Source organism: Catenuloplanes indicus, assembly GCF_030813715.1.
In the GTDB taxonomy this organism is placed as follows: Bacteria; Actinomycetota; Actinomycetes; order Mycobacteriales; family Micromonosporaceae; genus Catenuloplanes; species Catenuloplanes indicus.
This window is the reverse complement of the sequence record NZ_JAUSUZ010000001.1, coordinates 8,232,604-8,249,932: the sequence shown is the minus strand read 5'-3', so window position 1 is coordinate 8,249,932 and position 17,329 is coordinate 8,232,604. Positions and strand designations below refer to the sequence as shown.

The 17,329-nt window shown below is 72.9% G+C and carries 12 protein-coding genes; 9 read left to right on the top strand and 3 right to left on the bottom strand.

The features are described 5' to 3' along the window. The first annotated feature begins 103 nt into the window (after nt 1-103). Both J2S42_RS37005 and aroA read left to right on the top strand, forming a co-directional pair. The gene (locus J2S42_RS37005; protein ID WP_307249246.1) at nt 104-2,662 is read left to right on the top strand and encodes a Tex family protein; all 2,559 of its coding nucleotides are present in this window, start codon (nt 104-106) and stop codon (nt 2,660-2,662) included. Between the two features lie 148 nt (nt 2,663-2,810). After that, complete coding sequence (gene aroA, locus J2S42_RS37000) at nt 2,811-4,052, top strand: 3-phosphoshikimate 1-carboxyvinyltransferase (RefSeq protein ID WP_370879466.1); 1,242 nt, start codon at nt 2,811-2,813, stop codon at nt 4,050-4,052. 418 nt (nt 4,053-4,470) lie between these two features. On the opposite strand, the gene J2S42_RS36995 is transcribed toward aroA, so the two are convergent. Then, on the bottom strand, nt 4,471-5,274 hold the full coding sequence (locus J2S42_RS36995) for a GNAT family N-acetyltransferase (RefSeq protein WP_307246931.1): 804 nt from the start codon (nt 5,272-5,274) through the stop codon (nt 4,471-4,473). Nucleotides 5,275-5,331: 57 nt separating this feature from the next. Further along, nucleotides 5,332-7,392, bottom strand: coding sequence for a sensor histidine kinase (locus tag J2S42_RS36990; protein WP_307246930.1), 2,061 nt, complete (start codon nt 7,390-7,392; stop codon nt 5,332-5,334). A 228-nt stretch (nt 7,393-7,620) separates the two neighbouring features. Between J2S42_RS36990 and J2S42_RS36985 the strand changes: the two genes are divergently transcribed. From J2S42_RS36985 to J2S42_RS36955, 7 genes are all read left to right on the top strand, one after another. Beyond that, nucleotides 7,621-9,852, top strand: a complete 2,232-nt coding sequence (locus J2S42_RS36985) for an MMPL family transporter (RefSeq protein WP_307246928.1) — start codon at nt 7,621-7,623, stop codon at nt 9,850-9,852. Nucleotides 9,853-9,956: 104 nt separating this feature from the next. After that, nucleotides 9,957-10,199, top strand: a complete 243-nt coding sequence (locus tag J2S42_RS36980; protein ID WP_307246926.1) for a hypothetical protein — start codon at nt 9,957-9,959, stop codon at nt 10,197-10,199. A gap of 60 nt (nt 10,200-10,259) precedes the next feature. Then, nucleotides 10,260-11,672 carry a GGDEF domain-containing protein gene (locus J2S42_RS36975; RefSeq protein WP_307249244.1) on the top strand — a complete coding sequence of 471 codons (1,413 nt, stop codon included), beginning with the start codon at nt 10,260-10,262 and terminating at the stop codon, nt 11,670-11,672. Between the two features lie 8 nt (nt 11,673-11,680). Next, nucleotides 11,681-12,565, top strand: coding sequence for a hypothetical protein (locus J2S42_RS36970; protein ID WP_307246924.1), 885 nt, complete (start codon nt 11,681-11,683; stop codon nt 12,563-12,565). 126 nt (nt 12,566-12,691) lie between these two features. Continuing rightward, nucleotides 12,692-13,762: an App1 family protein phosphatidate phosphatase gene (locus J2S42_RS36965; protein WP_307246922.1), complete on the top strand. Its 1,071-nt coding sequence runs from the start codon at nt 12,692-12,694 to the stop codon at nt 13,760-13,762. A gap of 10 nt (nt 13,763-13,772) precedes the next feature. Next, on the top strand, nt 13,773-14,633 hold the full coding sequence (locus J2S42_RS36960) for a methyltransferase domain-containing protein (RefSeq protein WP_307246920.1): 861 nt from the start codon (nt 13,773-13,775) through the stop codon (nt 14,631-14,633). 41 nt (nt 14,634-14,674) lie between these two features. After that, complete coding sequence (locus J2S42_RS36955) at nt 14,675-15,049, top strand: FKBP-type peptidyl-prolyl cis-trans isomerase (RefSeq protein WP_307246918.1); 375 nt, start codon at nt 14,675-14,677, stop codon at nt 15,047-15,049. A 1-nt stretch (nt 15,050) separates the two neighbouring features. Here the strand turns inward: J2S42_RS36955 and J2S42_RS36950 are convergent, their stop codons facing one another. Then, nucleotides 15,051-17,315 (bottom strand): putative bifunctional diguanylate cyclase/phosphodiesterase, encoded by a 2,265-nt coding sequence (locus tag J2S42_RS36950; protein WP_307246917.1) that lies wholly within the window; start codon nt 17,313-17,315, stop codon nt 15,051-15,053. Between the last annotated feature and the right edge of the window lie 14 nt (nt 17,316-17,329).

Here is a 17,329-nt window from a genome sequence, read left to right as displayed (position 1 = left end):
TACGTCTGTGGACCCTGCACTGCCCCCGGCCGAGGCTCAGCCCGAGGTGCTCGCGGCGGCCGAGCCGGTCGCGGTGACGCCGACCGCGACCACCGCGGCGTTCGTGGCGGCGAGCGCCGGCGCCATCAACCAGCGCATCGCCGAGGAGCTCGGTGTGCGGGAGCGGCAGGTGGCGGCCGCGGTGGACCTGCTGGACGGCGGGTCGACCGTGCCGTTCATCGCGCGTTACCGCAAGGAGGTGACCGGCACGCTCGACGACGCGCAGCTGCGCACGCTGGAGGAGCGGCTGCGCTACCTGCGCGACCTGGAGGAGCGGCGTGCCGCGATCCTCGAGTCGATCCACGGGCAGGGCAAGCTGACCGAGGAGCTGCAGGCGCAGATCCTGGCGGCCGAGTCGAAGGCGCGGCTGGAGGACATCTACCTGCCGTTCAAGCCGAAGCGCCGGACCAAGGCGCAGATCGCCCGCGAGGCCGGCCTGGAGCCGCTCGCCGACACGCTGATCGGCGACCCCACGCACGACCCGCAGGCGACCGCGACCGGCTACGTCGACGAGGCGAAGGGTGTCGCCACGCCGCAGGCCGCGCTGGACGGCGCCCGGGCGATCCTGGTCGAGCGCTTCTCCGAGGACGCGGACCTGATCGGCACGCTGCGCGAGCAGGTGTGGAGTCGCGGCGTGCTCGGCTCCAAGGTCCGCGAGGGCAAGGAGGAGGCGGGTGCGAAGTTCAAGGACTACTTCGACTTCTCCGAGCCGCTGACGAAGCTGCCGTCGCACCGGATCCTCGCCATGTTCCGCGGCGAGAAGGAAGAGGTGCTGGAGCTGTCGCTGTCCCCGGACGCGACCGAGGTCGAGGGCCCGACCACGTACGAGGCCGCGATCGCCGCCCGGTTCGGCATCGAGGACCGGGGCCGGCCCGCCGACCGCTGGCTGAAGGACACGGTCCGGTGGGCCTGGCGCACTCGCATCCTGGTGCACCTGGAGATCAACCTGCGGTCGCGGCTCTGGCAGGAGGCGGAGGAGGAGGCGGTCCGCGTCTTCGCGGCGAACCTGCGCGACCTGCTGCTGGCCGCGCCGGCCGGCACCCGCGTCACCATGGGCCTGGACCCGGGCCTGCGCACCGGCGTGAAGGTCGCGGTGGTGGACGCGACCGGCAAGGTGGTCGACACCGCGACGATCTACCCGCACGAGCCGCGCCGGAAGTGGGACGAGTCGATCGCCACGCTCGCCGCGCTGGCCACCAAGCACAACGTCGACCTGATCGCGATCGGCAACGGCACCGCGTCCCGGGAGACGGACAAGCTGGCCGGTGACCTGATCAAGGCGTTCCCGGCGCTCGGCATGACGAAGATCGTGGTGTCCGAGGCGGGCGCGTCCGTCTACTCCGCGTCCGCCTACGCCTCCGAGGAGCTGCCCGGGCTGGACGTGTCGCTGCGCGGCGCGGTCTCCATCGCGCGCCGCCTGCAGGACCCGCTCGCCGAGCTGGTGAAGATCGACCCGCGCTCGATCGGCGTCGGCCAGTACCAGCACGACCTGTCCGAGGTGAAACTGTCCCGCTCGCTCGACGCGGTCGTGGAGGACTGTGTCAACGGCGTCGGCGTGGACGTGAACACCGCGTCCGCCCCGCTGCTCACCCGGGTCTCCGGCATCGGCGCCGGCCTCGCGGAGAACATCGTGCTGCACCGCGACGCGAACGGGCCGTTCCGCTCCCGGGCCGCGCTCAAGCAGGTTCCGCGCCTCGGGCCGAAGGCGTTCGAGCAGTGCGCCGGCTTCCTGCGCATCCCGGCCGGTGACGACCCGCTGGACGCGTCCGGCGTGCACCCGGAGGCGTACCCGGTGGTCCGCCGGATCGTGGAGGCGACCGGCGGCGACCTCAAGGCGCTGATCGGCAACGGCGGTGCGCTGCGCCGGCTCTCCCCCGCGCAGTTCGTGGACGAGCAGTTCGGTCTGCCCACCGTCACCGACATCATCGCGGAACTGGAGAAGCCCGGCCGTGACCCGCGACCGGCGTTCAAGACCGCGGCGTTCGCGGACGGCGTGGAGACGCTCGCCGACCTGCAGCCCGGCATGAAGCTGGAGGGCGTCGTCACGAACGTGGCCGCGTTCGGCGCGTTCGTCGACATCGGCGTGCACCAGGACGGCCTGGTGCACGTGTCCGCGCTGTCCAAGACGTTCGTCAAGGACCCGCGCGAGGTGGTCAAGCCGGGCGACATCGTCACGGTCAAGGTGCTCGACGTGGACATCCCGCGCAAGCGCATCTCGCTGACGCTGCGCCTCGAGGACGACGCCGAGGGCGGCGCACCGCGCGGCGACCGGCAGCGTGGCCCGCGTGGCGAGCGCGGACCCGGCGGCGCTCAGGGCGGCGAGCGCGGCGGCCCGCGCGGCCCGCGCGGCCAGGGCGGCGGCCAGGGCGGCGACCGCGGGCAGGGTGGCGGCGGTCGCGGTCAGGGCGGCGGCGGTGGCCGCGGCGGCGACCGCGGCGGTCAGGGCGGCCAGGACCGGCGTGGCGGCGGCCGCGACAACCGGGACAACCGGTCCGGCGGCGGTCAGCAGCGCGGCGGCCGGCCGGACTTCGCCAACTCCGCCATGGCGGACGCGCTGAAGCGGGCCGGCCTCGACAAGGGCCTCTCCTCCGGCGGCGACTCGCGCGACGCCAAGCGTCGCTGACGACACGGCGGTACGGCCCGGAAGCACCGCTTCCGGGCCGTACCCGTGAATGGGCTCCCGACGGACGGGACGGGCACGGAGTCCGTCGGACGACGGCACCACGCCCGTTACGATCTGTGGCAGCGAATCCACGCGAGCGCAGGGGGTAATTCGGGTGTCTGTGGTGGCGATTCCGGGATCGAAGTCGATCACCGCGCGCGCGCTGTTCCTGGCGGCCGCCGCGGACGGCACCACGGTGCTCGGCCGCCCGCTGCTCTCCGACGACACGGAGGCGTTCGCGGACGGCCTGACCGCGCTCGGTTACCGGGTCAGCCGCGATACCGCGGACTGGACGATCACCGGCCGCCCCGAGGGACCGGCCGCCGACGACGCGGACGTCTACTGCCGCGACGCCGCCACCGCCGCGCGGTTCCTGCCCGGGCTGGTCGCGGCCGGCCACGGCACGTTCCGGTTCGACGCGTCCGAGCAGATGCGCCGCCGCCCGGTCGCGCCGCTGACCGCCGCGCTCCGCGCGCTCGGCGTCGACGTCCGGCACACCGAGCGCGAGGGCCACCTGCCGCTGACCGTGGTCGCGGACGGCATCAAGGGCGGCGACATGGAACTGGACGCGAGCCTGTCCTCGCAGTTCCTCACCGCGATGCTGCTGGCCGGCCCGCTGACCCGGGAGGGCCTGAACATCACGGTCACCGGCCTGGTCAGCGCACCCTACGTGGAGATCACGCTGGCCATGATGCGCCGCTTCGGCGTGCACGTGGTCCGGGACGGCAACACGCTCCGGGTGCCGCCGGGCGGCTACCGGGCCACGACGTACCCGATCGAGCCGGACGCCTCCACCGCCAGCTACTTCTTCGCGGCGGCCGCGATCACCGGCCAGGAGGTGACCGTGCCCGGCCTCGGCGCCGGCGCGCTCCAGGGCGACCTCGGCTTCGTCGAGGTGCTGGGCCGGATGGGCGCGGAGGTCACCATCGGCGCGGACGCCACCACGGTCCGCGGCACCGGCCGGCTCACCGGCATCACCACGAACATGCGCGACATCTCCGACACCATGCCGACGCTCGCGGCCATCGCACCGTTCGCGGACGGCCCGGTCCGGATCGAGGACGTCTACAACACCCGGGTCAAGGAGTGCGACCGCCTCGACGCGTGCGCGGACAACCTGCGCCGCCTCGGCATCCTGGTCGAGACCGGCGAGGACTGGATCGAGATCCAGCCGGGTGTCCCGGTCCCGGCCGAGATCGGCACCCGCCGCGACCACCGCATCGCGATGAGCTTCTCGGTGACGTCACTGCGCGTCCCGCACATCACGCTGGACGACCCGGCGTGCGTGAAGAAGACGTTCCCCGAGTTCCACGACGTCTTCGGCGCCCTCCGCGGCGAGTGGGATTTCTAGGAAAAAGCACTCGCCGCGCTTTCCCGCTTCCGTCTTCCGGCGGGGTCGCTCTCGCATGATCCCGCCTCTCTGCCCACTCCGGCCGAGGCGCTGGCCGCGTACGGCCGGCCGCGCGGGTTCCCTGGCCCGCGCCGCCAACGGCCCGCGCGACCCAGGCAGCCTTCCCGACCCAGGCAGCCTTCCCGACCCAGGCACCGCGCGGCCCGCACATCCCCGTTCCGCACCGGCCTACGTCACGGCCAGGTGCGCTACCCTCTCGAGATATCGGGATAAAGTCTTCGCCCGCCGCACCCGATGATCGCGTTTGCTGTGGCTCCGTGCGCACCCGGTGACCGCGTCGTAAACCGTGCGGCTGACGCCGTGAGGCGGCCGATGGCCGACGGGACGCGGTGAACCGGGTGCGGCAAGCCGGGGGCGGTCACGGCAGGTCGCGGACGTAGCGGATCTCGTCGAGCGGGAAGCCACGCGACTCGTCACGTTTGGTGTGGCCGTCCGGTCGCCAGCCGCCACGCTCGTAGAAGCGGCGCGCGGCGGCATTGCCGTCCAGCACCCAGAGCGTGGCCCGGCCGCACCCGTCGGCCGCGAGCGCGCGCAGCGCCTCGGCGATCAGCAGCCGCCCGCCGCCAGCCCGCTGGTAGGCGGGCAGTACATAGATCGCGAAGATCTCCCCGACGCCACCGGAACCGGCATCACCGGAACCATCAGGACCGTCCGCGACATGACCGTCGGCGCCGGCATCATCGCCGCCGGACCCGCCGCTGCCAGAACCGTCCCCGGCGGACGCGCCGCTGCTGGAATCGCCGCCACCCGAACCGCCGTCGGGACCACCGCTGCTGGAACCGCCACCGGAACCGCAGCTACCGGGACCGCCACTGCCGGAATCGTCGCCGCCGGGAGCGGCGCGGCCGGAATCGTCGCCGCCGGGAACGTCGCGGCCGGAATCGTCGCCGCCGGGAACGTCGCGGCCGGGAGCCGCGTCGCGGGAAGGGCCGAAGCTGACGAAGCCGATCGGCCGGTCGGCGTCCGGTGGGAGCAGGACCAGCACGCCGGCCCGGCCCTCCGGTGTGCGTAACCGGTCCTGCCAGAACGGGCGCCAGCGGACCGGGTCCAGCGAGCCCAGGTAGGCGTCGGGGACGAAGCCGCGGTAGGTGGCCTGCCACGTGCGCACGTGGATCTCCGCGAGCGCGGAGGCATCGTCGACGATCGCTGGACGGGTACGCACGGCGTCAGTGTGGCAAAGCGCCGGCGGCAACCCGCCGCGACCGGGACGATCGGGACATCACGCCGTTTCCAGGTCTAGATAGAAGATCGACCCATGCGGTACGGCCGGGAGATATCCGGCATCGCCCCCGTTCGCACGCGCGAGACCTCGGACGATGTAGAGACCGAGCCCGGTCCCGGGCTTGCTGGCCGCGGTCCGGCGGGCGCGGCTGAACTGTGAGAAGAGCTGGTCCCGGAACCCCTCCGGCACACCGTCCCCGGCGTCGCGGATCCCGGCCCGGATCGTGTTTTCAGCCGTACGGGTGACCTCGACCGCGACCGCGCCCCCGCCGTACTTGGCCGCGTTGGTCAGGTAGTTGACCAGCATCTGCTGCAGGTGCCCGCGGTTGACCAGCACGGAGACCGACGCGTCGCCGTGCACCGGCACCGGGCCCGCCGCGGCCAGCTCGATCGCGGCGGTGATCGCGGCGCCGAGCGGCACCGGTTCCCGGTCCGCGTGCAGCCGCCCCGCGTCCAGCGCCACCTGGGTCAGCACCTCGCGGACCAGCGTGTCCAGCCGGGTCGCCTGCCGCCCGATCAGTTCGAGTTCCGCGGAGGGCCGGTCGGCCATCTCTACCGTCGCCAAGATGGACATCAGCGGCGTGGCGATCTCGTGGCCGAGCATGCCGATCAGGTCGAGCTTGAGCGCGTTCGCGGCCTCCACCTCGGACAGTGCCTCGGTACGCTCGGCCAGCAGCCGGTTGATCTCCGCGTAGTCGTCGGCGTGCCGCAGCCCGCCGCTCAGGCCGTGCGCGAGCAGTTCCAGGTGGTGCGCGTCGCTGTCGTCGAACGCGCCGGTCCGGCGGCTGGTGACCAGCAGCGCGCCGGTCACGTGGTCCTCGGAGAGCAGCGGGGCGACCAGCACGGCCGCGACACCGGCCCGGCGGCAGGCCTCCGGGTCCACGCGCGGGTCGGTGTCCGGGTCGTCGCAGCGCACGGTGGTCGCCGTCCGTACCGCGTGCCCGCTCAGCGACGTGGCCACCGGCAGCCGCAGTCCGGCGTTCGGCGACATCGAGCCGGCGACCGCGGTGTAGACCATCACGTCGCCGTCGCGCATCGCGACCGCGGCGCCGTCCGCCTGTGGGAACATCTCCAGTGCCCGGTCCGCGACCAGCCGCAGCGTCTCGGTGCGGTCCGCGGCCTGCTCGATCACCTCGCGCTGCACCGCGATCGTCTGCCGTAGCCGCGCGGCCAGCAGCGTGTTGTGCGACTCGGCCGCGCGTTCCGCGGTGACGTCCCGGGCCGCGACGACCGCGCCGGAGACCGCGCCGGTCGCGTCGCGCAGCTGACGGCCGGTACAGACCAGACGCCGGTCGCCGACCACCAGCTCCGCGTCCGTCACGATCTCGCCGTGCAGCGCACGGATCAGCGGCAGCTCGTCGTACGCCATCGGCCGGCCGTCCGGGTGGCAGGCGCCGAGCCGGGTGAACAGGTCCTCCATCGGTACGGTCGGCGTCGGCTGCCCGTGCAGCTGCCGGGCCGCCGGGTTGACCGTGGTGATCACCGCGTCCGCGTCGCAGGCGATCACGCCGTCGGAGAGGCTGTCCAGCACGGTGGCGAGGAACATCCGCTCCCGGCGCAGCCGTTCCTCGGCCGCGACCCGGTCGCTGATGTCGTGCAGGAACGCGTGGAACCACCAGACGCCCTCGACCTGGTTCGGCCAGATGACCACCTCGACCGTGACCACGTGACCGTCGCGGTGCAGCGCGGGCAGCGCGAGCCGTTCACCGGCCACCCGCGCCTCGCCGGTGGCCATGTACCGCCGCATGCCGCCGGCGTGTGCCTCGCGCAGCGGCTCCGGGATGATCGTGTCGGCCAGGACCCGGCCGATCACCTCGGCCGCGTGCCAGCCGAGCAGGCGTTCCGCGGCCGGGTTCCAGGCGCGGATGCGGCCGTCGGAGTCCATCGAGACGAACGCCTCGGTGGTGGTCTCCAGCACCCGGCGCAGCCCGATCGCCTCGGCGATCTCGCCGGCGCGCACGAGGTCGTCGGAGAGCATGCTCATCTCGGCGAGCACGGGCAGGTCGGCCAGCGCGGCCATCTCCGGGTCCGGCACCGGTGCCGATCGAGGCCGGGACACCACGGGCCTACCACCTCCCGCGCGGGCAACGGGTGACAAGATTTCCGAAAAATACGACAAACTCACGCTAACGCGCGGCAGGCGGTTCGCGGGTCGATTCGGGAAAAGCGGGTAAGCAACCCCCGGCCCGTGCGAGCGGCCGTGAAACGTGTTTACTTTTTGGAGCTTCCCGAAAACCACAGAGCACCGGAGGGTACGGACTCGATGTTCGCGTCATGGGGTTCACTCATGCACCGCCTGCGCTGGACCACGGTGATCGTGGTCGTGGCCGCCTCCATCGCCTCCGGCGTGTGGGGTCTGGGCGTCTTCGGTCAGCTCTCCGAGGGCGGCTACATCGATCCCGGCAGCGAGTCGGCCCGGGCCGCGGAGGTCGCCGAGGACGCGCTCGGCCCGCAGGGCGGCGACGTGATCGTCATCTACACGCCGGACGGCGGGAACGTCGACGACCCGGCCGTGGCACAGGCCATCACCGCGGACCTGCAGGCCCTCCCGCAAAACCGGGTCGACTCCACGCTCTCCTACTGGCAGCTCGCGGCCGGGGCGCAGGCCGCCGCCGGGCAGCCGCAGGGACAGCCGGCCGACCCGCAGACCGCGGCGCGGGCCGCCCAGGCCGCCGCACAGGCCGCGCAGTTCGTCACGCCGGACAAGCGCAGCGCGATCGCGCTGCTCACGCTGGCCGGTGCGGACGAGACCGAGAAGCTGGAGAACTACCGCGAGATCAAGGACGACTTCACGGTCGACGGCGTGGCGACGAAGGTCGGTGGCGCGGCCGCGCTGCAGCTCTCCACGTCCGAGCGGTCCAAGTCCGACCTGACGCTGGCCGAGGGCGTGTCGCTCCCGGTCGTACTGGTGCTGCTGGTCCTGATCTTCGGTTCGCTGGTCGCGGCCGCGCTGCCGGTGCTGGTCGGCGGCCTGGCCGTGCTGGGCGCGCTCGGCGTGCTGCACGTGATCGCGCTGACCACCGAGGTCAACTCGTTCGCGGTGAACGTGGCCAGCCTGCTCGGCCTCGGCATGGCGATCGACTACGGCCTGTTCATGGTGGGCCGGTTCCGGGAGGAGCTGGCCGCCGGGCGCAGCACCGCGGCCGCGGTGCGGAACACGGTGGCCACCGCCGGGCGTACCGTCGCGTTCTCCGCCACGCTGCTGATCATCGCGCTGGCCGGCCTGATGCTGTTCCCGCAGGGCTTCCTCAAGTCGCTGTCCTACGGCGGCATGTCCGCGGTCGCGCTGGCCGCGTTCACCTCGCTCACGCTGCTGCCGGCCATGCTCGGCCTGCTCGGCCCGCGCGTGGACAAGCTGGCGCTGCCGCGCCGGAAGAAGCAGATCGAGGGCGAGAAGCCGGTCGTCAGCACGGGGTGGGAGCGCCTGGCCCGGTTCGTGATGAAGCGCCCGGTGCTGGTCGCGCTGCCGATCCTGGCGTTGCTGGTCTTCCTCGCCGTCCCGATCAAGGACGTGCAGTTCGGCGAGATCGACGAGCGCGTGCTGCCGGCCGGCGACCCGGCCCGCGTGGCGCTGGCCGAGCTGAAGTCCGAGTTCCCGGCGATGAGCGGCACCGGCGTCCAGGTGGTGCTGCGCGGCGCGGACGCGGCGGCCGCGCAGCCGTTCGCGGCACAGGTCGCGAACGTGCCCGGCATCGGCGAGGCCACGGTCAGCGGCTCGCAGAACGGCGTCACCGAGATCACCGCGGCGCTGGAGTCCGAGGACGCGCTGGACCCGGCGTCCACGGACGCGGTCGAGCAGATCCGCGCGCTCGACGCCCCGGCCGGCGCGGAGGTGCTGGTCGGCGGCTTCACCGCGCGGAACGTGGACAGCATCGACGCCACCTACGCGCAGTTGCCGTGGATGGTGCTGCTGCTGGCCGGTGCCACGCTGGTGCTGATGTTCCTGGCGTTCGGCTCGGTGCTGCTTCCGGTCAAGGCGGTGGTGATGAGCGCGCTCAGCCTCACCGCCACGTTCGGCGTGCTGGTCTTCGTGTTCCAGGAGGGGCACGGCGCCGGCCTGCTCGACGTCACCCCGGCGCCGCTGGAGATCGGCATCGTGGTGCTGATGGCCGCGGTGGTGTTCGGCCTCTCCACCGACTACGAGGTGTTCCTGCTGTCCCGGATGGTGGAGGCGCGCACCAAGGGCGCGTCCACCGCGGACGCGGTGGTCACCGGCATCGTCCGCACCGGCCGGGTGATCAGCGCGGCCGCGATCCTGCTGGTCGTGGTGACCGGCGCGTTCGCTCTCTCCTCGCTGACCATGATGCGGTTCATCGGCGTCGGCATGATCCTGGCACTCGTGCTGGACGCGACCGTGGTCCGCATGCTGCTGGTCCCGGCCGTGATCCGGCTGATGGGCGACGCCGCCTGGTGGGCGCCGGGGCCGCTGCGCCGGTTGCAGCAGCGGGCCGGGCTCGCCGAGACCGACGAGATCGAGGAGGAGGGCGAGGGCGCCGGCCTGGTCCGGACCGGTGCCTGACGGCCTGTTGAGCGAGAGCCGCTACCGCTGGGTGACGGCTCTCCCCCGGTCATACGTCGCCGGCAACCCGGGCGTGGCGGACTCAGGCGCTCGCGCTCGGTGGCGTGCGGCGCGGCTTCCCGTTCCGGCGGCTGCGGACGCTGACGACCGTGACCACGCTGCGGCTCAACGGCGTACAGACGGAACTGGACCGCGCCGACGTCGCCGCGATGCCCGCGCTGCTCGACGCGCCGGGGCTGCGGTCGCTCACCATGGTCGACTGCGGGCGGGCGGGCGCTGCGCTGCGCGGCGTGACGGACCGGTTCCGCGCACACGGCTTCGACCGGCTGGATATTCACTACGCGTGAGTAACCGCTCACAGGAACTCACGGCCGCGGGCACCGGGCCGATGGTAGGCCGTGATCACCATGTTCCGCCGGTTCCTGCTGATCGGCGGTCCCCTGCTGATCGGCCTATGGTTCCTGCTGCCCGCCGGTCTCGAGCGCAACGTGCTCTACGCCGGCATCGGCGCGCTCAGCGTCGCCGCGAACGCGGTCGCGGCCCGGCACTGGCGCTCCTGGCCGTGGGCGCTGTTCGCGGCCGGCCAGGCCTGCGCGGTCGCCGGTGACCTGCTCTGGCTCTACTACGAGAACATCGCGTTCATCGACCCGTTCCCGTCCCCCGCCGACGCCTTCTACCTAGCCGAATATCCCCTGCTCACCGCGGCCCTGCTAGTGCTCTCCCGGCGGCACCGCACCGCGGACGACCACCTCGCCCGGCTGGACAGCACGATGCTGGTGGCCGGGCTCGCACTGCCGTACTGGGTGCTGCTGATCGCTCCGGCGCTGTCCAGCGGCGAGTCCACGCTGGGCACGCTGATCGCGCTCGGCTACCCGCTGGGCGACGTGCTGCTGCTCGGCGGCGTGGTCCGGCTGCTTGTCGTCTCCGGCGCCCGCAACACGTCGTTCCGGCTGGTCACCGCGGCCGTGCTGACGCTGTTGATCGCGGACGTGACGTTCACGTTCGCGGAGAACACCACGCTGGGCACGATGGCGTTCCTCGCGTCCTACCTGTTCTGGGGCGTGGGCGCGCTGGTGCCGTCGGCCGGCACGATCGGCGACCCGGCGCCCCGGCCGCAGACGCTCACCCGCCGCCGGCTGGCCGCGCTGACCGGCGCGGTGCTGCTCTCCCCCGGCATCCTGATCGTGCAGCTGCTCGCCGGCCTGGAGCCGAGCACGTGGGCGGTCGCGCTCACCTCCGCCGCGCTATTCGTGCTGGTGGTGACGCGAATGGCGGGCATGGTCCGGCGGTTGGAGGAGCAGGCCGGGCAGCTCGCGGACCAGGCCCGCCGGCTGGACGAGCTGGCCCGCACGGATTCGCTGACCGGGCTGCCGAACCGGCGCACGCTGGACGCCCAGATCGTCCGGGACATGGCCGCGGCCCGGGCCGGCCGGCACCCGCTGCCGGTGGCGATCCTCGACCTGGACCACTTCAAGCGCTACAACGACACCCGCGGGCACCAGGCCGGCGACGACCTGCTGGCCGGTGCCGCGATGGCGTGGAGCCTGCTGCTGCGGGACGGCGACACGCTGGCACGGTACGGCGGCGAGGAGTTCGTGCTGCTGATGCCGGGCCGGACCGGGGACGACGCGGCCCGGCTGCTGGACCGGCTGCGCATCGCCACGCCGGACCTCCAGTCGTTCTCCGCCGGGCTGGCGCTCTGGGACGGCACGGAACCGCCGGACGAGCTGCTGCGCCGCGCGGACCACGCGCTCTACGCGGCCAAGGAGCACGGCCGGGGCCGGGTGGTCCGGGCGGGAGAGATAGCGGCATCCGGTTGAATGGACCCGTGTCCCTCACCGACGTGACCCGCGAGCTGCTCGTCCGCTACCTCGGCACCTGGGCGCCGGGCGCGCTGCACGGCGGCCGGCGGGCCACGTTCGCGCTGGTGGCGCGCACCGAGGTGAGCGTACCGGCGGCCGAGGCGGCGCTGCGCGCGCTCGCGGAGTTCGCGGACCGGCTGCGCGGACGCGAGCTGACCATGATCGTCGCCGGGCCCGGCGCGGACCGGGCCCGGGAGCGGCTGACGGCGGTGCAGGCGGAGCTGCGCACCCCGGCCGCGCTCACCGTCCACACGCTCCCGGACGCAGCGCTGCTGCCGGCCGGGCTGACCGCGGCGCGGGCCGCGGGCGCGCCGCTGCTGGTCGCGCTGGACGGCGACGCGGACGACGCGACGCTGCGCGCGGTCCGGGCCGGCAAGCCGGGCGAGCTGCTGATCATCACGGCGGACGGCCGCGCGCTGCGGGACGCCGGGTTCGGGCTGGACGCGGCCGTGGAGCTGGTGGACGGTGCCGGGCGCGCGCTGCTGCTGTGCCTGGGCACGCCGTCGGCGAAGAGCCTGGAGGCGTTCAAGAACGAACTGTGGGCGGTGGACGAGTACGCCGGTGTCCGGCTGCGCGACCCGCACGACCCGGACCGGCGGCTGCTGGACATCTCGCTCACGCCGAACCCGGCGCCGCTGCGCCGGGAGCTGCTGGATCATCTGGCCGCGCGGGGGCCGCGCACGGTCACCGAGCTGAAGCACTTCACCATGACGGGTACGGTCTACCGGCCGGCGGACACGCTGCGCGCGCTGCACGGGCTGCTCGAGACCGCGGCCGTGACCCGGGATCCGGAGCACGGCCGGCTCGGCGGCGATGTGGTGATCGCCCGGTCCCGGACGGCCGGCGCGTGATCCTCCGCCGGGCCGTCGCGCGGGTTCCCCGTACCCCGGAATGAATTTGATCTTGATCTTTGACATCCCGGCGGCAAGATCGGACCATGCGTGGCCGGACCGATCGGGGTGTGGCAAGGTGTGACGGTGGCGCTTATCCCCGTGGGAGAAACCGGACCCCGCCTGCATCGCGCCGCCCGGCTCGAGGACGCGGTGCACGAGGTCGTCGAGCGGCGGCTGGTGAAGCGCGGCTGGGAGCCGAGCATCATCGCGTATGCGGGTTACGGCACGACCGAGTGGGTGCGGGTGATGGCCCGCGTGCTGCTCAGCCGGCCGGCGCCGAAGACCGGCTGGCTGGCCCGGCGTGCCTCCTCGTCGAAGCCGAAGAGCGTGCGCGGCTGGCGCAGCTTCGCCACGGTGAGCCAGATGAACGCGCCGGTGACCATCACGGCCGGCGGCGTGCGGCACGAGGCGGTCGGCGACCGCGGCGGGTTCGTGGACGCGGTGGTCCCGGCGAACCTGGCGCCCGGCTGGCAGACCGTGACGATCCAGAGTGGCGACGGCGAGCCGGTCGAGGCGCCGGTGCAGATCGTCGACCCGGCCGTCACGTTCGGCATCATCTCCGACATCGACGACACGGTCATGGTGACCGCGCTGCCCCGGCCGATGCTCGCCGCATGGAACACGTTCGTGCTGGACGAGCACGCGCGCGCGTCCGTGCCCGGCATGGCCGTGCTCTACGAGCGGCTGCGCACCGCGCACCCGGGCGCGCCGGTGTTCTACCTGTCCACCGGCGCGTGGAACGTGGCGCCCGCGCTGACCCGGTTCCTCCGCCGGCACCTCTACCCGGTCGGGCCGCTGCTGCTCACCGACTGGGGCCCGACGAAGGACCGCTGGTTCCGCAGCGGCCCGGAGCACAAGCGACTGACGCTGGAGCGGCTGTCCCAGGAGTTCCCGCGCGTGCGCTGGCTGCTGATCGGCGACGACGGGCAGCACGACCAGGAGATCTACGCGGAGTTCGCGTCGAAGCACCCGGACAACGTGGCCGCGGTCGCGATCCGGCGGCTCTCCCCCGCACAGGCCGTGCTGGCCGGTACGCTGCCGTCGCTGCCCGAGTCGGACACATCGGTGGTGTCCGCGCGGTTCGGCCGCAAGTGGCTCGGCGCGCCGGACGGTGCCGGGCTGTCGCAACTGCTCACCGAGGCTGACCTGCTGTAACTTCTCCGGTATGCACCACAAGGGGAGTCCGGCCGATGTGATCCCGTTGCAGTACCACGCGCAGATGCTGCTGGACGACCGGCGGATGGGCGCGTTCCGGACCGCGATCGCGCGGGTGGTCGGGCCCGGCATGCGCGTGCTGGAGCTGGGCGCCGGGACCGGGGTGCTGGCCCACTTCGCGGTCGAGGCCGGCGCGGCGTCGGTGATCGCGGTGGAGCGGGAGCTGAGCGTGTGGCAGGCCGCGTCACGGGCGCTGGCCGCGCACGGGGACGACGTGACGGTGCTGCACGCGGACGCGCGCACGTTCGTGCCGCCCGCGGCGGTGGACGTGGTGATCTGCGAGATGCTGCACGTGGGGCTGTTGCGGGAGCGGCAGGTCGAGGTGATCGGCGCGTTCCTGTCGTCCTACTCGGGCCCGCCGCCGGTGTTCCTGCCGTGCGCGACGATCCAGGCCGTCCAGCCCGTGTCCCAGGATTTCACTTTCTATGGGTACACAGTGGCGGCGCCGCTGTTCCAGGATCCGTCGGCGAAGCAGCCGCGGACGGTCGCGCTGGCCCCGCCGACGATCTTTCAGAGTTTTTTCTACGGCGCCGGGTCGCTGCCGTCGGCATGCGCCGCCGATGTCCGCTTCGTGGCGGAAGAGGACGGCCTCCTCAACGCGGTGCGGATGATCACGAAAAATCTGCTCACCGAGGAGCCCGCGCCGGTGGAGTGGCTGATGAACTACCTGGTCGTGCCGCTCCCGGAGGCCGTCGAGGTGCGCACGGGCGACACCGTGCGTATCCGGTTCGCCTACCGTCCGGGTGACGAGATCCCGGAGTTGATGTCCGCCCTGCATGCCGAGGTGCTGTCCCCCGCGCGGTCCGGCTAGGTTGGGCCGGTAAGCATTCGTAACGTGAACGGAGCCGTTCCATGAGCAGCAAGCCGCAGGTCGCCCCGCACGACGGTCCGCCGCCGGCGGACCTGATCGTCGAGGACATCACCGTCGGCGACGGCGAAGAGGTCACGCCCGGCCGGCACGCCATCGTGCACTACGTCGGCGTCTCGCACTCCAACGGCCGGCAGTTCGACGCGTCGTGGGACCGGGGCGACACGTTCTCGTTCCCGGTCGGCGGCGGCCAGGTCATCGGCGGCTGGGACCGCGGTGTCGTGGGCATGAAGGTCGGCGGCCGGCGCCGGCTGGTCATCCCGCCGCACCTGGGCTACGGCGCGCACGGCGCGGGTGGCGGCCTGATCGGCCCGAATGAGACGCTGATCTTCGTCGTGGACCTGGTCGACGTCAAGTAGGTCACGTGTGGACCGGCTGGCCGGAGACCTCTCCGATCAGCCGGTCCATCCCGGGCGCGTCCAGCGGCCGGGAGAAGTAGTAGCCCTGGCCGGTGACGCAGCCGAGCAGCAGCAGCTCGCGTACCTGTGCCTCGGTCTCCACCCCCTCCGCCACCAGGCTCAGCCGGAGGATCTGGCTCAGCCGGATCACCGCCTCGGTCACCGCGGAGCCCTCCGGCTCGCCGTTCAGCTCGCCGACGAAGCTGCGGTCCAGTTTCAGCACGTCGACCGGCAGCCGGGTCAGGTAGCGCAACGACGAGTAACCGGTGCCGAAGTCGTCGATCGCGATCCGGATCCCGTGCGCCCGCAGCAGCTCCAGCACCGAGATGTCGGTGCGATCGGTGACCAGCGCGCTCTCGGTCAGCTCCAGCACCAGGTGACGCGCCGGCAGCCCGGCCCGGTCCAGCTCCGCGACCACGCGAGCGGCCAGCTCCGGCTCGCGCAGCTGGTGCGCGCTGAGGTTCACGGTCACGTAGAACTCCGGCATCGCGGCCCGCCACGCCGCCGCGTGCGTGAGCGCCTCGCGGAGCACGAACATGCCCAGCTCGCCGATCAGCCCGGTCTTCTCGGCCAGCGGCACGAACACGTCCGGGAAGACGTCCCGGCCGGGCCAGCGGACCAGCGCCTCCGCGCCGATCATGCGGCCGTCCGCCAGGTTCACGATCGGCTGGTAGACCACGGCCATCCGGCCGCCGCGGACCGCGTTCGTCAGCTCGTCCGCGAGCAGGCCCTCGGCCAGATCCTCCGCGGTCTGCGCGTACAGCTCCCAGCCGTGCGAGTGACGGCGCTTCGCCGCGTACATCGCGGCGTCCGCGTGCGCCAGCACCTCGGTCGGCACCAGGCCGGGCTCGGTCAGCGCGATACCCACGCTCATCCGGATGCCCTGCACCGCGTCGCCGATCCGCACGTCGCGCGCGCCCGCCAGGATGCGCTCCGCGACCATCACGGCCTGGTCCGGTGCGGTGATGCCGGCCAGGACCACCGCGAACTCGTCGCCGCCGAGGCGGGCCGCCAGATCGGCCTTGCGCAGCGACCGCCGCAGCACATCGGCCAGCTCGACCAGCACCTGGTCGCCGGTCTCGTGGCCGTACCCGTCGTTGATCTGCTTGAAGCCGTCCAGGTCGACCAGCAGCACGGCCGCGTCGCCGGAGTCCACCGCCTCGTCCAGCGCGTCGCGCAGCCGGATCCGGTTGGCCAGCCCGGTCAGGCTGTCGGTGGTCGCCAGCCGCTGGTTCTCGCGCAGCGACGACCACTGCCGCAACGCGACCGCGCCGGTCATCACGATCACGCCGAGCACCAGCCCGGCCCACGGGAACAGGTCGCCGTGCCGCAGCGCGGCCACCAGCAGGCCATAGCCCATGCCGAGCGCCAGGAAGGGCAGATGAGCGGTCCCGGGTACGCCGCGCGGCCACCGGGCCGGGCCGGTGACCCGGCCGAGGAGCCCGGCCCGGATCTGCTGGCCGGCCGCGAGCGCCATCAGGAACATCCCGGTCAGCATCCATGCACCCAGCCCGAGCTGCTGATGCTCGTTCTGGTACGGGTGCACGCCGGTCCGCACGGTCAGGTACGACATGTAGACGTCGCACGCCAGGTAGACGGCGAGCCCGCCGAGCAGCGTGGCCAGCGGGTGCCGAAGGCTCTGCACCGCGCCGCGCAGCAGCACCGCGCAGACGCCGAACACGACGAGCAGGTCCTCCAGCGGGAAGATCAGCGTGGTCGAGGTCCAGGCGTCCAGGCGCACCGGCCGGCTCAGCGCCGGGCCGATGATGAAGTACCAGGTGAGCATGAATCCGCCGCCGGCCACCGTGGCCATGTCCAGCGCGAACTTCAGCCGCTCCCGGCCGGTCATCGGGCGCATCGGGAACAGCAGCACCGCGGCGAACAGCGCCGGGCCCTGAACGAGCGTGCCGATCACCGTGGCCCACCACAGCACACCGTCCGCGCGCGACCCGCCGGTGGCCGCGGCCGCCACGCCAGCACCGGCGGACAGCCAGAGCAGCCAGGACAGCAGGATCAACAGCCAGGGTCGTCGCCGGGCGCGGTCCAGGTGCCGGTCCAGCGCGGCCCACGCGGCGAGCACGATGCCGAGCGTCTGCATGCCGAGGAACGCGCCGGTGACGACCGGCCCGGCCGGTACGTCGGTGAGGGCGACCGTGAGCATGCCGCCCAGGCCGCCCAGGTAGGCCAGCACGGGCAGCAGGACCGGCCAGATCGCGCGGCGCAGCACATTCCTCCCGATCG